This window comes from Rhodococcus sp. IEGM 1341 (assembly GCF_030056895.1).
In the GTDB taxonomy this organism is placed as follows: Bacteria; Actinomycetota; Actinomycetes; order Mycobacteriales; family Mycobacteriaceae; genus Rhodococcoides.
Map to the genome: position 1 here is coordinate 691,301 of NZ_JASHKV010000001.1, position 15,634 is coordinate 706,934.

14 protein-coding genes are annotated in these 15,634 nt (G+C 65.6%); 1 reads left to right on the top strand and 13 read right to left on the bottom strand.

The features are described from left to right. Positions 1-157 precede the first annotated feature (157 nt). The 4 genes from QM615_RS03040 to ftsY all read right to left on the bottom strand — a co-directional run bounded on the left by QM615_RS03040 (position 158) and on the right by ftsY (position 5,991). Positions 158-2,689: a [protein-PII] uridylyltransferase gene (locus tag QM615_RS03040; RefSeq protein WP_269593616.1), complete on the bottom strand. Its 2,532-nt coding sequence runs from the start codon at positions 2,687-2,689 to the stop codon at positions 158-160. Further along, positions 2,679-3,017, bottom strand: a complete 339-nt coding sequence (locus QM615_RS03045) for a P-II family nitrogen regulator (RefSeq protein ID WP_019664269.1) — start codon at positions 3,015-3,017, stop codon at positions 2,679-2,681. The genes QM615_RS03040 and QM615_RS03045 overlap by 11 nt, the downstream gene beginning before the upstream one ends. Before the next feature lie 72 nt (positions 3,018-3,089). Next, positions 3,090-4,379, bottom strand: coding sequence for an ammonium transporter (locus QM615_RS03050; protein ID WP_269593726.1), 1,290 nt, complete (start codon positions 4,377-4,379; stop codon positions 3,090-3,092). Positions 4,380-4,581: 202 nt separating this feature from the next. Beyond that, positions 4,582-5,991 carry a signal recognition particle-docking protein FtsY gene (gene ftsY / locus QM615_RS03055; protein WP_411567292.1) on the bottom strand — a complete coding sequence of 470 codons (1,410 nt, stop codon included), beginning with the start codon at positions 5,989-5,991 and terminating at the stop codon, positions 4,582-4,584. Positions 5,992-6,095: 104 nt separating this feature from the next. Between ftsY and QM615_RS03060 the strand changes: the two genes are divergently transcribed. Beyond that, entirely contained in the window at positions 6,096-6,728 is a 633-nt protein-coding gene (locus tag QM615_RS03060; protein ID WP_269593614.1) for an MSMEG_1061 family FMN-dependent PPOX-type flavoprotein, read from the top strand. 16 nt (positions 6,729-6,744) lie between these two features. Here QM615_RS03060 and smc read toward each other — a convergent pair whose 3' ends face one another. From smc to QM615_RS03105, 9 genes are all read right to left on the bottom strand, one after another. Further along, positions 6,745-10,407 carry a chromosome segregation protein SMC gene (gene smc, locus QM615_RS03065; protein ID WP_269593613.1) on the bottom strand — a complete coding sequence of 1,221 codons (3,663 nt, stop codon included), beginning with the start codon at positions 10,405-10,407 and terminating at the stop codon, positions 6,745-6,747. 60 nt (positions 10,408-10,467) lie between these two features. Next, positions 10,468-10,743 (bottom strand): acylphosphatase, encoded by a 276-nt coding sequence (locus QM615_RS03070; RefSeq protein ID WP_149405555.1) that lies wholly within the window; start codon positions 10,741-10,743, stop codon positions 10,468-10,470. Continuing rightward, on the bottom strand, positions 10,740-11,639 hold the full coding sequence (locus QM615_RS03075) for an SMP-30/gluconolactonase/LRE family protein (protein ID WP_269593612.1): 900 nt from the start codon (positions 11,637-11,639) through the stop codon (positions 10,740-10,742). The genes QM615_RS03070 and QM615_RS03075 overlap by 4 nt, the downstream gene beginning before the upstream one ends. Further along, positions 11,639-12,067 carry an OsmC family protein gene (locus QM615_RS03080; protein ID WP_283346998.1) on the bottom strand — a complete coding sequence of 143 codons (429 nt, stop codon included), beginning with the start codon at positions 12,065-12,067 and terminating at the stop codon, positions 11,639-11,641. Before QM615_RS03080 ends, QM615_RS03075 begins: the two co-directional genes overlap by 1 nt. Before the next feature lie 124 nt (positions 12,068-12,191). Continuing rightward, positions 12,192-13,058 carry a bifunctional DNA-formamidopyrimidine glycosylase/DNA-(apurinic or apyrimidinic site) lyase gene (gene mutM, locus QM615_RS03085; protein ID WP_149405553.1) on the bottom strand — a complete coding sequence of 289 codons (867 nt, stop codon included), beginning with the start codon at positions 13,056-13,058 and terminating at the stop codon, positions 12,192-12,194. Continuing rightward, on the bottom strand, positions 13,058-13,840 hold the full coding sequence (gene rnc, locus QM615_RS03090; protein ID WP_149405658.1) for a ribonuclease III: 783 nt from the start codon (positions 13,838-13,840) through the stop codon (positions 13,058-13,060). The genes mutM and rnc overlap by 1 nt, the downstream gene beginning before the upstream one ends. Before the next feature lie 26 nt (positions 13,841-13,866). After that, positions 13,867-14,049 (bottom strand): 50S ribosomal protein L32, encoded by a 183-nt coding sequence (rpmF, locus tag QM615_RS03095; RefSeq protein WP_032397784.1) that lies wholly within the window; start codon positions 14,047-14,049, stop codon positions 13,867-13,869. Beyond that, complete coding sequence (locus QM615_RS03100) at positions 14,050-14,658, bottom strand: YceD family protein (RefSeq protein WP_176460482.1); 609 nt, start codon at positions 14,656-14,658, stop codon at positions 14,050-14,052. A 91-nt stretch (positions 14,659-14,749) separates the two neighbouring features. Then, positions 14,750-15,541 carry a DivIVA domain-containing protein gene (locus QM615_RS03105; protein ID WP_094642222.1) on the bottom strand — a complete coding sequence of 264 codons (792 nt, stop codon included), beginning with the start codon at positions 15,539-15,541 and terminating at the stop codon, positions 14,750-14,752. Positions 15,542-15,634: the final 93 nt, after the last annotated feature.

Consider the following 15,634-nt stretch of genomic DNA (forward strand, 5'->3'; position numbering starts at 1 on the left):
TGGTTCGAGCAGTGTGGAGGTCGCTCGAACGGTCGAGAGTGTCGTTTCTGCGTCTGGGACGAATGTAACAAATCGGCATCGGCGGCAGGCCCGGTGGCCGGAAGTTCGTGAATAGTCACCAGCGCGAGTCGGTCTGCTCTCGCATTCCGACCCGCGGTCAGGTGCCTTCGGGCTTTTCCGGGGGCTTGGGTGGTTCCGGGGCAGGCACCACCGCGAGGATCGCGCGCTCGAGGTCCTCGCGAACCGCCCTGCTGTCGGCTCCCGCAAGGTCGATGCAGAAGGAGTCGACCACCGAGCTACCCAGGGTCGAGACGCGGGCCCACCGGATGTCCGATCCTTGCTGTTCGATCGCGCTGGCCAGTCGGCAGAGCAGACCGAGCCGGTCCTCTGCTCGTAGCTCGAGCACCACCTGACCCGGTTCGTTGTCGTCGAACCACAGCACCCGAGGCGGGGCTTGGGCGTAGAGAACCGGGACTGCAGAATCCTCGGAATCGTCGTCGACGGTTTCGGCTCTGGCGTCGCGTTCCTTGGCGTCGAGCACGGCGACGAGGTCGAGTTCGCCGGCCTGGGCTCGGATGATTTCCTGCCGCAGGAGACCGGCCTGTGGCGGGGATCCGAAGAGCGGCGCGACGTCGAACGAGTTGATCGCCGATCCCTCGTGACTTCCGAGGGAGGCCGAAAGAACGCGAAGCGAATGCAGTGCGAGAACTCCCGCGGCGTCGGAGAGCAGCCCGGGTGTGTCGGGGGCGATGACGGTGACGACGAAGGTGTGCAGCCCGTCGGTCGGCGCGATGTCGACATGGACGCCTCCCCGCGACGCGAGTTCGACGTGCGCAGGGTCGAGTGGATCCGGAGAGGGCAGACTCTCCCCCGCCATCACCAATCGGCAACGGCGCACGAGCTCGCGGATGAGCGAGGCCTTCCAATCGCCCCACACCCCCGGTCCGGTGGCGAGCGAATCCGCCTCTGCCAGTGCGTGGAGGAGCTCGAGCAGGATGGTGTCGGCACCGAGAGCGTCGACGACGGCTTGCACGGTTGCGGGGTCGTCGAGGTCGCGTCTGGTAGCGGTCTCCGGCAGCAGCAGGTGGTATCTCACCATCGACGTCAGCAGTGCCACGTCGGACGGCCACAGTCCGAGCCTGTTGCCGATCTGGATGGCCAGATCGGCTCCGACGACGCTGTGGTCGCCGCCGCGTCCCTTGCCGATGTCGTGGATCAGCGCGCCGAGCACCAACAGGTCCGGACGCGCAACTCGGGTGGTCAATGCGCTTGCGTAGGCGGCAGTTTCGACCAGGTGCCGATCGACTGTCCACGTGTGCACGGCATCTCGTGGCGGCAGATCGCGGACCGCACCCCATTCCGGAATGAGCCTGCCCCACAGACCGGTTCGATCGAGAGCTTCGATCGCCGCGATGGCTTTGCGACCCGATCCGAGCAACACGAGCAGATCGTTGAGGGCTTCCTTCGGCCAGGGCTCGCGGAGCTCGGGAGCACTGTCGGACAGTCGGTTCAGGGTCGAGGCCGACATCGGCATTCCGGTCTGCGCCGAGGCGGCGGCGACGCGCATGATCAGGCCGGGGTCCTTGTTGGGTCGAGCGTCGCGGGCGAGAACGACTTCGCCGGCATGTTCGACGACCCCCTCGTCGAGGGGCCGCCGGACCGGAACTCGACGGAGGCGTGAAAGACCCTTTCGAGGAAGCGAATTGCCGGCAGTGCGCAGTCCGACGTCGACCGAGTAGCTGATGGTGCGGGCCGAATCACTCAGTACGCGAGCGAGATCGAAGCGGTCACCGATCCGCAGCGCGGCACCGATCTCGTCGGCATCCTGGGCGCGCAGTTGATCCCGTGCCCGACCGGCTACGCGGTGCAGTTCGGTGCGCACGTCCAACAGACGTCCGTGTGCGAAAGCCAAACCGCCACCGGGCGATTCGGGTCCGAGACCGGGCATGCCGTCGGTCAATTGTGCGATGGAGAGGGCGTCGAGCAACTGAACATCACGCAGCCCTCCGCGGCCGCTCTTGAGATCGGGTTCGGCGCGGTGTGCAATCTCACCGCTGCGCGACCACCGCCCGCGGGTCTGCTCGATCAGCTCGTCGAAGCGCCCTCGAATACCGTTGCGCCACTGGCGACGTACGCCGCCGATGAGGAGGTTGCTCAATTCGACGTCGCCGGCGATGTGCCGCGCCTCGAGCATTCCGAGAGATGCCGTCATGTCGGCCGCCGCCACCTGCAGAGCCTGCGGCACCGTTCGCACGCTGTGGTCGAGCTTGATGTGTGCGTCCCACAACGGGTACCAGAGCTTGTCGGCGACATCGGAGACGATGCGTGGTTCGAGATCGTCGTGCAGCAGTATCAGGTCCAGATCCGAGTACGGCAGCAGTTCGCGTCGAGCAAGACCGCCCACGGCGACGATCGCGAAACCGGAGTCCGGTTTGATCCCGAGCTCTGCACCTTTGGTGGTCAGCCAGAACTCGTGGAGATCGACCAGAGCCTGCCGAAGCGAGGGTGCATCGAGTCGACGATTGCGCGTTCCGCCGTCGAGCAATTGTTTTCTGGCCCGAGCGAGATCTGCTGCAGCATCGCTCGTGCCCTTCGATGCGGAGCCCATGGAGACCGAAGGCCCCGATCCTGACGCTTTCGCGCCAGAACCGGGGCCCACGGCCCGAGACCCTTTGGGGTCAGAGTGCATCAGCGCCACGTTCTCCGGTGCGGACTCGGATGACCGAGTCGACCGGGGAAACCCAGACCTTGCCGTCACCGATCTTGCCGGTGCGTGCAGCCTCGACGATGACCTCGACGACCTTCTCCACAGCGGCGTCGTCGACGACTACCTCGACACGGACCTTCGGGACGAAGTCGACGGAGTACTCCGCACCTCGGTACACCTCGGTGTGGCCCTTCTGGCGGCCGTATCCCTGAACTTCACTGACTGTCATTCCGAGTACGCCGGCCTGCTCCAGCCCCGTCTTGACGTCCTCCAGGGTGAACGGTTTGACGATTGCCGTGATCAGCTTCATTTTTGCTTCCCTTCACAAGACCTCGAGTGCCCGTTGTCGTACGGTGCAGCGTTCACGTCTATCTCTACCTTGTCAGGCGAAATCATATGCAGTCTCAGCGTGCTCGGCTTCGTCGATGCCGTTCGCCTCCTCTTCGTCGGAGACGCGCCAGCCGAGGGGCTTGAGCGCGAACGCGACGACCGCGGTGACGATGGCGGTGAAGACCAGCGCGAACAGTGCGATGACGATCTGCACGACGAGCTGCTTGTAGTCGCCGCCGTAGAACAGGCCGGTCTCGGATGCGAGGAAGCCGATTCCGATCGTTCCCCAGAGTCCTGCGACGAGGTGAACGCCCACGACGTCGAGCGAGTCGTCGTAGCCGAATTTGAACTTCAGTCCGACAGCGAGTGCGGAGAGCACACCGGCGATGACGCCGAGGATCATGGCACCGACCGGCGTCAGTGCGCCTGCGGCCGGAGTGATGGCGACCAGACCGGCGACGATGCCCGAGGCAGCGCCGAGGCTGGTGGCATGACCGTCGCGGATACGCTCGGTGATGAGCCAGCCCACGATCGCCGCTGCCGTGGCGGCGGTGGTGTTGACCCAGGCCACGCCGGCGATGCCGTCGGCGGCGAAGGCGGATCCTGCGTTGAATCCGAACCAGCCGAACCACAGCAGTGCTGCGCCGAGCATGACGAACGGAAGGTTGTGCGGGCGGTAGGCGACCTTGCCGAAGCCTGCGCGCTTGCCGATGATGATCGCCAGAATCAGGCCGGCGATACCGGCGTTGATGTGCACGACCGTGCCACCGGCGAAGTCGATCGGAGCGACGTTGGCTACGAGCCCGCCCTCACCGTCGTCGGTAGTTCCGAAGATCATCGCCGCCAGACCGTTCTCGGATCCGGAGAGCAGTCCGCCGCCCCAGACCATGTGGGCCAGCGGGAAGTACGCGAGGGTGACCCAGATGCCGGCGAAGGCGAGCCAGGTGCCGTACTTGACGCGACCGGCGATCGAGCCGCTGATCAGTGCGACCGTGATGATGGCGAAGGTGACCTGGAATGCCACGTCGATGACGTTGGCGTAGCCCCATGCGCCGGCGATGTAGTTACCGTCGGCATCGGTGATCGAATCCTTGAGTCCGAAGAACTCGAACGGGTTGGCGAAGACACCGCCGATGTCCTGGGTTCCGTAGGACATCGACCATCCCCACAGGAAGTAGATGATCGAGACGACGGCCATTGCTCCGAACGACATCATCATCATGTTCAACACGGACTTCGACTGCGACATACCGCCGTAGAAGAACGCCAAGCCCGGCGTCATCAGCAGTACCAGCGATGCTGCCATCAGCATCCACGCGGCGTTGCCGGAGTTGGCCAACATATCCTCGGGACTCACGTACACCCTCCATTCTCCTGCACACCGGTTGGCGCGCCGTTACGCAAGAAGAGTGGTTTCACGAAGTTTCATCCGTGACACTCGGGTGTTTCGGGCATGTGAACGCATGACCGAATTCTGTTGCAAAAAGGTTTCGTGCTGGCGTTTGTGCTTTTGCCCCGGTTCGGGAACTACCCCCGAGTCGAGATCAACCCAGCAACGCGTCGACGAAGGCACCCGGCTCGAACGGTGCCAGATCGTCGGCACCCTCGCCGAGACCGACGAGCTTGACGGGCACTCCGAGTTCACGCTGCACCTGAAAAACGATGCCACCCTTCGCGGTTCCGTCGAGCTTGGTCAGCACGACTCCCGTGATGTTCACGATTTCGGCGAAGACACGGGCCTGCGTCAGTCCGTTCTGGCCCACGGTTGCGTCGAGAACGAGCAGAACGTCGTCCACGTGGGCCCGCTTCTCGACGACTCGCTTGACCTTGCTCAGTTCGTCCATCAGACCCGATTTGGTGTGCAATCGTCCCGCTGTGTCGATCAGAACCACATCGACACCGTTCTCGATCCCCTTGCTCACCGCGTCGAACGCGACAGCGGCCGGATCCGCGGCCTCCTTGCCGCGAACCACCTCTGCACCCACTCGCTCGGCCCAGGTCTGCAGCTGATCGGCCGCAGCTGCGCGGAACGTGTCGGCGGCACCGAGCAACACCCGCCGCCCGTCCGCGACCAGCACGCGAGCCAGTTTGCCGGTAGTCGTGGTCTTGCCGGTTCCGTTGACCCCCACCACCAGCAACACCGCGGGCGCGCCGTCGTGCGGCAGCGCGCGAATCGAACGATCGAACTCGGGGTGCAGCTGCGCCACGAGGATCTCGCGCAGCAGAGCCCTGGCGTCGGCTTCGGTGCGAATACTGCGCGCCGCCATCTGCTCACGCAGCGTCCGCATGATCTCCGCGGTGGTGGCAGAACCTATATCGGCGATCAGGAGGGTGTCCTCGACCTCTTCCCACGAGTCCTCGTCCAGATCGCCGCCGCCGAGAAGGCCGAGCAGGCTCTTGCCAACCGCCGACTGAGATCGTGCCAGCCGGCCACGGAGACGGTCGAGTCGTCCCTCGGTCGGTTCGATGGTGTCCAAGCGGCGAGGCGCGGGAGCAACGGTGTCGGCCACCGACCGCTCGGGCGCAACGGGATCTTCGACGGTGGCATCGGTTGCCGGGGCCTCCGGCTCGGACACCTCCGGTTCGATCCAGACGGTCTCCGATTCGACCGGTTCAGGCGTGGGTACCACCGGCGGCCGCTCGACCGGCGTGGACTCGACGGGGATGTTCTCGACCGGCTTCGGCTCGGCAGGCTTCGGCACGACCGGCTTCGGCTCGGGCTCGGGGGCCTTCGGGGCAACAGGCTCGGCTGTCGCCGTTCCCTGACTGAACGAAAAGCCGCTGCCCGCGGTGTACCCACCGGATTTGTCCTTGGTGGCCGCGCCCTCGATTCGCGCTGCCTCGTCCGACTTGAGGGACACTCTCCGGCGACGGGAGAGAACCAGCCCGACGACGAGGACGACGAGCAGGACGGCAGCGATCGCCGCGACGATGATCCACGCTTGGTTACTCACGTGGAACATCCTCTCAGGCGATCGCGTCCGTTCGTCACCGGTGGTGCACCGACCGTGAAAATGCGCTTCCCGCCCGCAAGTCCGTGTCGATAACATTCACGGTCATGGAGTGGACCACGGTGCGCGACGCCGCCGAACTGACCGAGATGTTCGGAGAGCCGAGCTTCCGAGCCGCCAACAAGGACCGGCGCACGCTGCACCCTCTGGACGTGCAGTGGCTCGCTACCTCACCGTTCTGCCTCATCGGGACCTCGGACGCGAGCGGGCGATGCGACGTTTCGCCCAAGGGTGATCCGCCCGGGAGCCTGGTGCACGTCCTCGACGACGCCACGATCGCTCTCGCCGAACGGCCGGGCAACCGCCGGATGGACGGCTATCGCAACATCGTCGAGAACCCGTTCGTCGGGCTGAACTTCTTCGTCCCCGGTCGCGGTGACACCCTCCGCGTCAACGGTCGCGCTTCCCTGGTCACCGACGCCCCGTTCTTCGACGAACTGCAGGTCAAGGGCCACCGCCCGATCATGTGTCTGGTCGTCGACATCGAGCAGGTGTTCCATCACTGCGCGAAGGCGTTCATGCGGTCAAAGCTGTGGCAGCCCGAGTCCTGGGATGCCGACGCCATCCCCGACGTCGCGACGCTGACGAAAGCGTTGATTCCTCAGGCTCCCGAAACGGTGGAGGAACTGCGGGAGTACTACGGTCCGTCCTACGCCGAACAGCTCTACCCGAAGCAGTAGCCACGGAGGACGCTGCTCAGGAGACGGTGTCGGATTCAGCGACCGCATCCGGCTCGGTCGGGTCCGGCTGTACTGCGTCCACTGCGACGCGTTCTCGGTTCAATCGCTGCGAGATGACCGTGGTGATTCCGTCGCCGCGCATGCTGACGCCGTACAGCGCGTCGGCCACTTCCATCGTCGGTTTCTGGTGCGTGATGACGATCAACTGCGACTTCTCGCGGAGCTGCTCGAACAGTCCGATCAGTCGACGCAGGTTGGTGTCGTCCAGTGCTGCCTCGACCTCGTCCATGACGTAGAACGGTGACGGTCGGGCGCGGAAGATGGCCACCAGCATGGCCACTGCGGTCAGCGATTTCTCGCCACCGGAGAGCAGCGAGAGCCGCTTGACCTTCTTGCCGGGTGGGCGGGCCTCGACCTCGATTCCGGTGGTGAGCATGTCCGACGGGTCGGTCAGGATCAGTCGTCCTTCGCCGCCGGGGAAAAGTTTGGCGAACACCCCGGTGAATTCTCGTTCGACGTCGAGCCAGGCCTCCGTGAAGACCTGCAGAATCCGTTCGTCGACGTCGGCGACCACGCCGAGCAGGTCCTTGCGCGCGGACTTGACGTCTTCGAGCTGGGTGGACAGGAAGTTGTAGCGCTCCTCGAGGGCGGCGAACTCCTCGAGAGCGAGCGGATTCACCTTGCCGAGTGTCGCGAGGTCACGCTCGGCGCGTTTGGCGCGCTGCTCCTGAGTGGCGCGGTCGAACGGCATCGGAGCCGGTGCCACCACCTGCTCGCCCCGCTCCTTGGCCGCCTCGTACTCGGCCATCTCGAGTTCGGTGGGTGGCAGGGCCACATCGGGCCCGTACTCGGCCACCAGATCGTCGAGGCCGATGCCGTGTTGCTCGAGAATCGTCGTCTCGAGTTGTTCGATCCGCAGCGCGGCCTGGGCGCGGGCCACCTCGTCCCGGTGCACGGCGTCGGTGATCGACGCCAGCTGCCCCTGCAGGGCTCGAACCTGCTCCTTGACCTTGTCGAGTTCGATTGTGCGCGTTGCACGTTCGGCAGAAAGCTCGTCTCGCCTACGGGCAGCGGCTGCCACGACCGTGGCCAACCGCGCAGCGACTTCCTCGCCCGATTCTCCGACCGCCGCCGCCACTGCGGCCGCATGCCGACGCGCCGCGCTCTCACGCTCGGCTCGCGCCCTGGCCTCACGCTCGGCTCGCGCCGCCCGTCGAAGCGAATCCGCCTTGCCGCGCACGGACTGTGCGCGCTCTTCGGCGGTCCGCACGTTCAACCGAGCCTCGACCTCGACGGCACGCACTTCGGTCAGTGCCGCTGCCGCCATCTCCCGTTCCATCGTGGTCGCTGCGTCACTGCTCTCGCCGTCTCCCGCGAAACCCGACTGTTCGTCCTCGGCCGTCCGCAGACTTTCCTCGAGCTCGGCCAGCCGCGCAATCGCTTCTTCTCGGCTGGCCTCGGCAGAGCTACGCTGCGTCGTCAATCGCGCCGACTCGGCATGCGCCGAACGCGCCAGTTGACCCAATCGGCCCAACTGCTCGTACACCGCTGCCATGGCAGCATCGGATTCGTTGAGCGCCGCGAGCGCCTGCTCGGCCGATTCGCGCCGGTCCCGTTGTTCGTCCAACGCTCCCGACAGCGCTGCGTCGAGTTCCTCCGCGCGGCGGACTGCCGCCGCCAACTCCACGGTGGACGTGTCGATGGCCGACTGCACCTCGAGGGTGCTCGGACGACGATCCGAGCCGCCGGTGACCCAGCCGGGTTCGACGACGTCGCCGTCCTTGGTGACCGCGCGCAGATCACCGAAACGGGAGACGAGACGGTGTGCAGCGTCGAGCGATTCGACGGCGACCACACCGTCGAGCAGGGCCGCCATGGCTCCGGCCAACCGGTCCGGATACTCGATCAGGTCCAGCACCCATCGAGCGCCGTCCGGCAGTTCCGGACGTGAAAACGACTGCGCTGCAGCGACACTGCCGTGCACGATGGACGCGCGCCCGCCGTCGGCCGCACGCAGCGCCAGCACGGCATCCCGCGCGGCGTCGAACGATTCGGCGTGTGCGGCATCGGCGGCCGGACCCATGGCCACTGCCACCGCGACCTCGTATCCAGGCTCGACCGTGAGATGGCCGGCGAGCAGGCCGGACAGGCCGTCCTGCTGATTCTCCACCAGCCACCCGGCACCGTCCTTGCGTTCGAGGCCCATCGTGAGCGCCTCGATCCTGGCCTCGAACGACGCGACCCTCTTGCCCGCGATGCGTTCTTCTGCCTGCAGCTCCGTCACTCGGGCGTCGGCATGTCGCAGCGCGGCAACGGCGCGTTCGTAATGGGTGTCGAGGCTCAGTTCACTCGCGTCGAGCGTGCCGATCTGATCCTGCACGCTCTCGAACTCACGCTGAGCCGATTCGCCGCGCTCTCGGGCCTCGTCGATGGCCACCGACAAGCGCGCCACCTCCGAGTCGATCGACTCGACCTTGGTTCGGAAGGTGTCGACTCGGCCGGACAGGCGAGCGAACCCTTCGCGCCGGTCGGCCACCGCGCGTACAGCGGCGAGGTGGGCGCGCTCGGCGGCCGCAGCGGCAGCTTCGCGCTCGGCCAGCTGCTCGCGTGCCGCCTCGAGGGTTTCACGTGCCATCTCGACTGCTTCGACGAGTTCCATCTCTTCTTCGGCGACCCGCTCGGCCTGCGCTTCGAGCTCGTCCGGGTCCTGCCCTCGACCGGTGGATCGAACGGCGTCGAGATGCCGAGCCCGTTCGTGTGCGATGCGCACCGTCGCGTTGACGCGCTCGGCCAGGGCCGACAGGCGGAACCAGGTCTGCCCGGCCGCTTCGGCACTGGGGGTCAGCCGGGCGACGGCCTGCTCGTGTTCGCCGAGTGCCACCGAGCCGGCTTCGAGGGCGTCCTGCACCATCGCGTATTGCTCGCGGGCCGCTTCCTCGTCTTGGGTCTGGTTCGCGAATTCCTCGCGCCTGGCCACCAGATCGTCGGCCACCAGTCGCAATCGGGCATCGCGTAGGTCGGCCTGGACGGTCTGCGCGCGGCGCGCAACCTCGGCCTGCCTGCCGAGAGGCTTGAGTTGGCGGCGCAATTCGGTCGTCAGGTCGGTCAACCGCGCCAGGTTGGCCTGCATCGCGTCGAGCTTGCGGACGGCCTTTTCCTTGCGCTTGCGGTGCTTGAGTACCCCGGCTGCTTCCTCGATGAAGGCTCGCCGGTCCTCGGGCCGCGATTCCAGGATCGCTGCGAGCCGACCCTGCCCCACGATCACGTGCATCTCGCGGCCGATACCGGAGTCGCTGAGCAGTTCCTGGACGTCCATCAAACGGCACGAACTGCCGTTGATCTCGTACTCGCCCGCGCCGTCGCGGAACATACGCCGAGTGATGGAGACCTCGGAGTAATCGATCGGAAGTGCGCCATCGGAATTGTCGATCGTCAGAGTGACCTCTGCGCGGCCCAGCGGGGCCCGCCCCGAGGTGCCCGCGAAGATGACATCTTCCATCTTCCCGCCGCGCAACGCCTTGGCACCCTGTTCACCCATCACCCAGGTCAGGGCATCCACGACATTGGATTTACCCGAGCCGTTGGGGCCGACGACACAGGTGATTCCCGGCTCGAAACGCAGAGTCGTCGCCGAAGCAAAGGACTTGAAGCCCTTCAGCGTCAGACTCTTGAGATACATAGCGTCCGTACTTTACCGGTAGTACGCAGCGATGTGCGCCGAGCCGTCCGCAACGGGCGATCAGCGTTCGACGAAGCCCGTCAGATCCCCGCGGGCGGTGTCCCAACTCTCCACGACGAGCGTGACCGTGCCCGGCGTCCGATCGCCTCGGAGCAAGGCCAGCAGTGCCTCGAGACGCTCACGTGGGCCCTCCGCTATCACCAGGACCCGTCCGTCCGCGTGGTTGGTCGCGTGACCGACCAGTCCGAGTTCGAGGGCGCGCGAGCGCGTCCACCACCGGAACCCGACGCCCTGAACGAGCCCGTGCACCCACGCCGTCAGCCGTTCTTCGCTCACGAGCGAGCCAACTTTCGGACGGTTCCGTCGAAACTGGTGGCGTACAAAGCCGTCTCGTCGAATCCGACCCCGCCGAAGGCTACCGACGAGGTCAGCGGAACACCGGTGGCTATCACGCAGGACGCTCCGGATTCGGGATCGATACGAACTACCCTGCCGGCGAGATTCTGTGCGAGATAGACCGTTCCGTCGTCGCCGACGGTCAGGTCGTCCGACATCGTGAGCGGTCCGACGCCGTCGATGCGAATGCGCTCGGAGGGTCCGGACGGATTGTTCTCGTCGAGCACGGTGAGCGTCGTCTCGAGATCGAACGTGTTGGCCACGTACAACTTTCCGCCGCCGATGCCGATTCCGTTGGCCGTTCCCACGTCCGTACGTACCGTCGACACGGTGCGATCGGTCGCGATCCGGGTCAGTCCTGCGGCAGCACCCAGGTTCCGGGTGGTGAACAGATCGCCGGCCTCCGACCGCGCCAGCCCGTTGGGCATCGCCAGACCCGACGCGTACGTCGACCGAACCCCGGTACCGAGATCGATCGTGTCGACGGTGCCGGTTCGCGTATCGAAAAGCCCTGCTGCAGCGCTGTTTCCGGTCGTGAAATAGAGCGTGTCACCGTCGGTGACCAGTCCACCCGGCGAATCGACGTCGGCAACGAGTGTGCCCCGGTCACCGTTCGGAGCCACGGTACGCAGAGCGTCGGGTCCAATGGGAGAGATCTCGGAGACGATCATCGAACCGCGGCCGTCGAACTCCAGATTCTCGAGCATCCCGAATCCCGACGCCACCGTGCTCACCGACCACGGACTGCAGGTGCTCGACGCCTCCGCGGTGGGAGCCAGGGCGGTCGCCGCGCCGAGGAGCAGACCCGTGACGACCACGGCTGCTCTGGCTTTCATCAGGCGTCCACGTCGATGTCCAGGGTGACAGTCGTGCCGGCCTTCAGGGTCCGGCCTACCGTGCACACCTTGTCGATGGCGCGCTGGACGACCGTGAGCAGCCGCTCCTGTGCCTCGGGGTCCATTTCGCTCAGGTCGACCCGAAGAATCTCGTTCAGTTCCGGGTACAGCTCGTTCTCCCGATCTGCGGTACCCGACACCTCGACGGTGGCGGAGTAGTCGTCTCCCATTCGACGCGAGAGCGGTAGGTCCGAGCTCATCCCGGTGCACGCTGCGAGGGCGATCTTGAGCAGCTCGCCGGGGGTGAAGACGCCGTCGACCGACTCGGACCCGATGAGCACTTCGGCTCCTCGCGAGCTGCGGCCGGTGTAGCGACGTGTGCCTGTGCGCTCGACCCAGAGGTTGGTCGGCGTGCTCTGTTCTGCCATGACCGAAATACTAGGCGGGCCGCTCAGGAGTGGAGCCTGCGGAATGACCTATTCGGACAGGAGTGGAGCCTGCGGAATGACCTATTCGGACAGGAGTGGAGCCCGCGGAATGACCTGCGTCCGGTCAGCCGCGCACGTGTCGGGGTCGCGGCTGGCACGTGGGGCAGCTGAACGACGAGCGGTTCATGAACTTCTCGCGTCTGATCGGGGCTCCGCATCGCGAGCAGGGCAGGCCCTCCTGCCCGTAGGCGTCGAGGGATCGATCGAAGTAGCCGGATTGACCGTTGACGTTCACGTACAGCGCGTCGAACGAGGTTCCGCCCTGTGCCAAGGCCTCGCCCATCACCGCGTGCACCGCTGCGAGAAGGCGCCGCAGCGCCGGCCGTGTCAAAGTCTCCGCGATTCGATTGCCGTGGATCTTCGCACGCCACAGCGCCTCGTCGGCATAGATGTTGCCAACGCCCGACAGCACGGTCTGATCGAGCAGTGCCCGCTTGATCTCGGTGTGCTTGCCGCGCAACACGTTCACCACCGATTCGGCGTCGAACAGTGGATCGATCGGGTCGCGGGCAATGTGTGCGACCGGTTCGGGTACCTCTGTGCCGTCCACGGTGACGATCGGGGCGAGTGCCCAGCCGCCGAACGTGCGCTGATCCACGAAGCGCAGATCGGTGCCGTCGTCGAGTCGAGCACGAATCCGCAGGTGCTTCTCGTCCGGGGCGGACGGCGGCTGCACCAGCATCTGCCCGCTCATACCCAGATGCACGACGGTCGCGAAATCGCCGGGTTCCATCACCAGCCAGAGGTATTTTCCGCGCCGTCGAGCGGAGGAGATGCGTTGACCGCGCAACTGGCCGATCAGATCGAGACCACCGAGATCGTGACGCCGCACGGCGCGGGGGTGCAAGACCTCCACCGATCGCACCGTCCTACCGACGACATGAGATTCCAGACCGAGTCTGACGACCTCGACCTCGGGTAGTTCCGGCATCAGGAAGGGTCTGGGGCCGACTCGGCCGGAATCGCAGTGTCGTTGTCCGACAACGCATTCCACGCCAGACTGGCAGCCTTCTGTTCGGCTTCCTTCTTCGATCGGCCGATACCGACGCCGCGGGGGAATCCACCGACCAGCACGGTCGCGGTGAATTCCTTGTCGTGATCGGGCCCGGTGGACGAGATTTCGTACGCGGGAACGCCGAGTGCACGTTCGGCGGTCAATTCCTGCAGGCTCGTCTTCCAGTCCAGTCCTGCACCGAGCTTGGGAGCCCGATCGAGCAGGCCTGCGAACAACGTCAGAACGACGGTGCGCGCAACGTCGATGCCGTGCTGCAGGTGGATTGCACCGAGCAACGACTCCATGCCGTCGGCAAGAATGCTCGGCTTGTCGCGTCCACCGGTCTGCTCCTCACCTTTACCCAACAGCAGGTGGCGACCCAGACCGCCGTCGCCGAGTCCGCGCGCGACCTCGGCCAGGGCATGCATGTTGACCACACTCGCCCTGATCTTGGCCAGCTGACCTTCGGACTTCGCAGGGTGCACCGCGTAGAGATGCTCGGTCACAGCAAGACCGAGGACGGAGTCCCCCAGGAACTCGAGACGCTCGTTGGTCGGCAGACCACCGTGCTCGTACGCGAACGATCGGTGCGTCAGAGCCAATGTCAACAACGGTTCCGACAGAGAGACACCGATAGCGGCGAGGAGCGACTCTCGGTCGTCCCCGCCGCTGGCGGCAGTGGAGCTATTCTTCTGTGAACCGCTGTTGTGCCGGTCCACTACTTCGTCTGTCACGTAAGCGGAAATCAGACCGCTGCGACGACCTGGCGGCCCTTGTAGGTGCCGCACGAGGGGCACGCGATGTGGGGCAGAGTCTTCTCGCCACAACCGCGGTTGGGGCACGTCACGAGGGTGGGCGCAGTGGTTTTCCACTGTGCACGACGCGACCTCGTGTTGGAACGCGACATTTTGCGCTTCGGGACAGCCACTTACTTCTCCTCGGCTTCGTTGTTCACAAGTTCTGTGCTCGGTTCTGGATCCACGCCAAATTTGGCTGCAAGACCAGCCCAGCGAGGATCAATTGTATCGTGAGAGTGGCCGGATTCAGCAATCGCCAGGCGAACGCCGCATTCTGGGCACAATCCCTCGCACTCGTCACTGCAGACGGGGTGGAGTGGAAGCTCCAGACCGACCGCGTCGACGATGACGGGTTCGAGGTCTATCAGGTCGTCGGCGATGCGGTGAATCTCGTCCGCATCGGTGGTCTCCTCGGTGATGCTGTTCGGGTAAGCGAACAACTCGGTCAGGTAGACGTCGACGTTGCCACTGACCGGGTCGAGGCACCGTGTGCACTCTCCGGCCGTGGCTGCTCGTACGGAGCCGGTGACGAGAACGCCCTCCGAGACCGCCTGCAGCTGCAGATCGAGCGAGACCGGTACACCGGCTTCGATGGCAATGGCATCGAGGCCGATTCGGGAAGGAGCCGGAACCGTCCGCTCGATGGCCTTCGTCGACCCGGGTCGACGACCGAGGTTGAGAATGTCCAGAACGAATCCGTCGTCCAATTCCGGACGGGTCGTTCTCTTGGGCGGGGGCACGGCTGATCTTCCTTACTGTCGGTATGCCTACTGTCGGTAAGCAACCCCACAACGATACGCATACACGCATACGAGGGCAAATTGCTGCCGTTCAGTGGCGGCTGCGACGCCCCTGCTCCGGGCTTCCGTACGCCGATTCGCCGTACGGCTCGCTGCCGTATTCCGGTACACCCGAGCCGGTTCGCAGTTGCTGACGCCCACGGCCGACCGAACGGATGGTGCCGCTGAGGAACTCCTCGAACTCTGCCAGCTTGGTATCGACGTAGACGTCGCACTCGCTGCGCATCCGATCCGATTCGGCGTGCGCGCTGTCGATCACCCGAGCCGACTCGGCGTGGGCCGCCTGAACGACCTCGGTTTCCGACACGAGACGGTTCTGTTCGGCGGTGCCGTCTGCGACCGACCGCTCGTACGACGCCGTACCGGACTCGATCATCCGATCGGCTTCGGTGCGGGCGCGAACGGTCAGTGCCTCGTACTCACGCTGGCCTTCCAGCACCGTGCGCTCTGCTTCTGCCTCGGCATCGGCCACGAGCTGGTCGGCGTGCGCCGACGCCTCGGACACCATGCGATCCGCCTGGGCCTTGGCGTCGGCGAGAATGCGATCGGCCGAATCCCTGGCGTTCTCGACGGTGTCCTGGGCCTCGGCATTGGCGGTGCTCACCGTCTTCTCTGCAGTGGCCCTGGCATCGCCGACGAGCTTGTCGCGATGGTCCAGTACGTCCTGGGCGTCGTCCAGCTCGCCGGGGATGGCGTCTCGGACGTCGTCGAGCAGTTCCAGGACGTCGCCGCGAGGGACGACACACCCGGCAGTCATCGGAACGCCGCGCGCCTCCTCGACAATGGCGACGAGCTCGTCGAGCGCCTCGAATACGCGGTACACCGGTTACCCCAATCGTCGAATCTGCCACTGCGCGGTCTTCACTCGCAGTGCTGCGCTACCCAGTCTGCCCGCCGACGCGCGCGTCTGCGCTAT

Bases quoted from the DNA above. Each gene is read 5' to 3' on its own strand.
- smc (WP_269593613.1), bottom strand. From the start codon at position 10,407: ATGTATCTCAAGAGTCTGACGCTGAAGGGCTTCAAGTCCTTTGCTTCG.
- mutM (WP_149405553.1), bottom strand. From the start codon at position 13,058: ATGCCGGAACTACCCGAGGTCGAGGTCGTCAGACTCGGTCTGGAATCT.
- QM615_RS03080 (WP_283346998.1), bottom strand. From the start codon at position 12,067: ATGGCAGAACAGAGCACGCCGACCAACCTCTGGGTCGAGCGCACAGGC.
- QM615_RS03075 (WP_269593612.1), bottom strand. From the start codon at position 11,639: ATGAAAGCCAGAGCAGCCGTGGTCGTCACGGGTCTGCTCCTCGGCGCG.
- QM615_RS03060 (WP_269593614.1), top strand. From the start codon at position 6,096: ATGGAGTGGACCACGGTGCGCGACGCCGCCGAACTGACCGAGATGTTC.
- QM615_RS03050 (WP_269593726.1), bottom strand. From the start codon at position 4,379: ATGTTGGCCAACTCCGGCAACGCCGCGTGGATGCTGATGGCAGCATCG.
- QM615_RS03045 (WP_019664269.1), bottom strand. From the start codon at position 3,017: ATGAAGCTGATCACGGCAATCGTCAAACCGTTCACCCTGGAGGACGTC.
- QM615_RS03040 (WP_269593616.1), bottom strand. From the start codon at position 2,689: ATGCACTCTGACCCCAAAGGGTCTCGGGCCGTGGGCCCCGGTTCTGGC.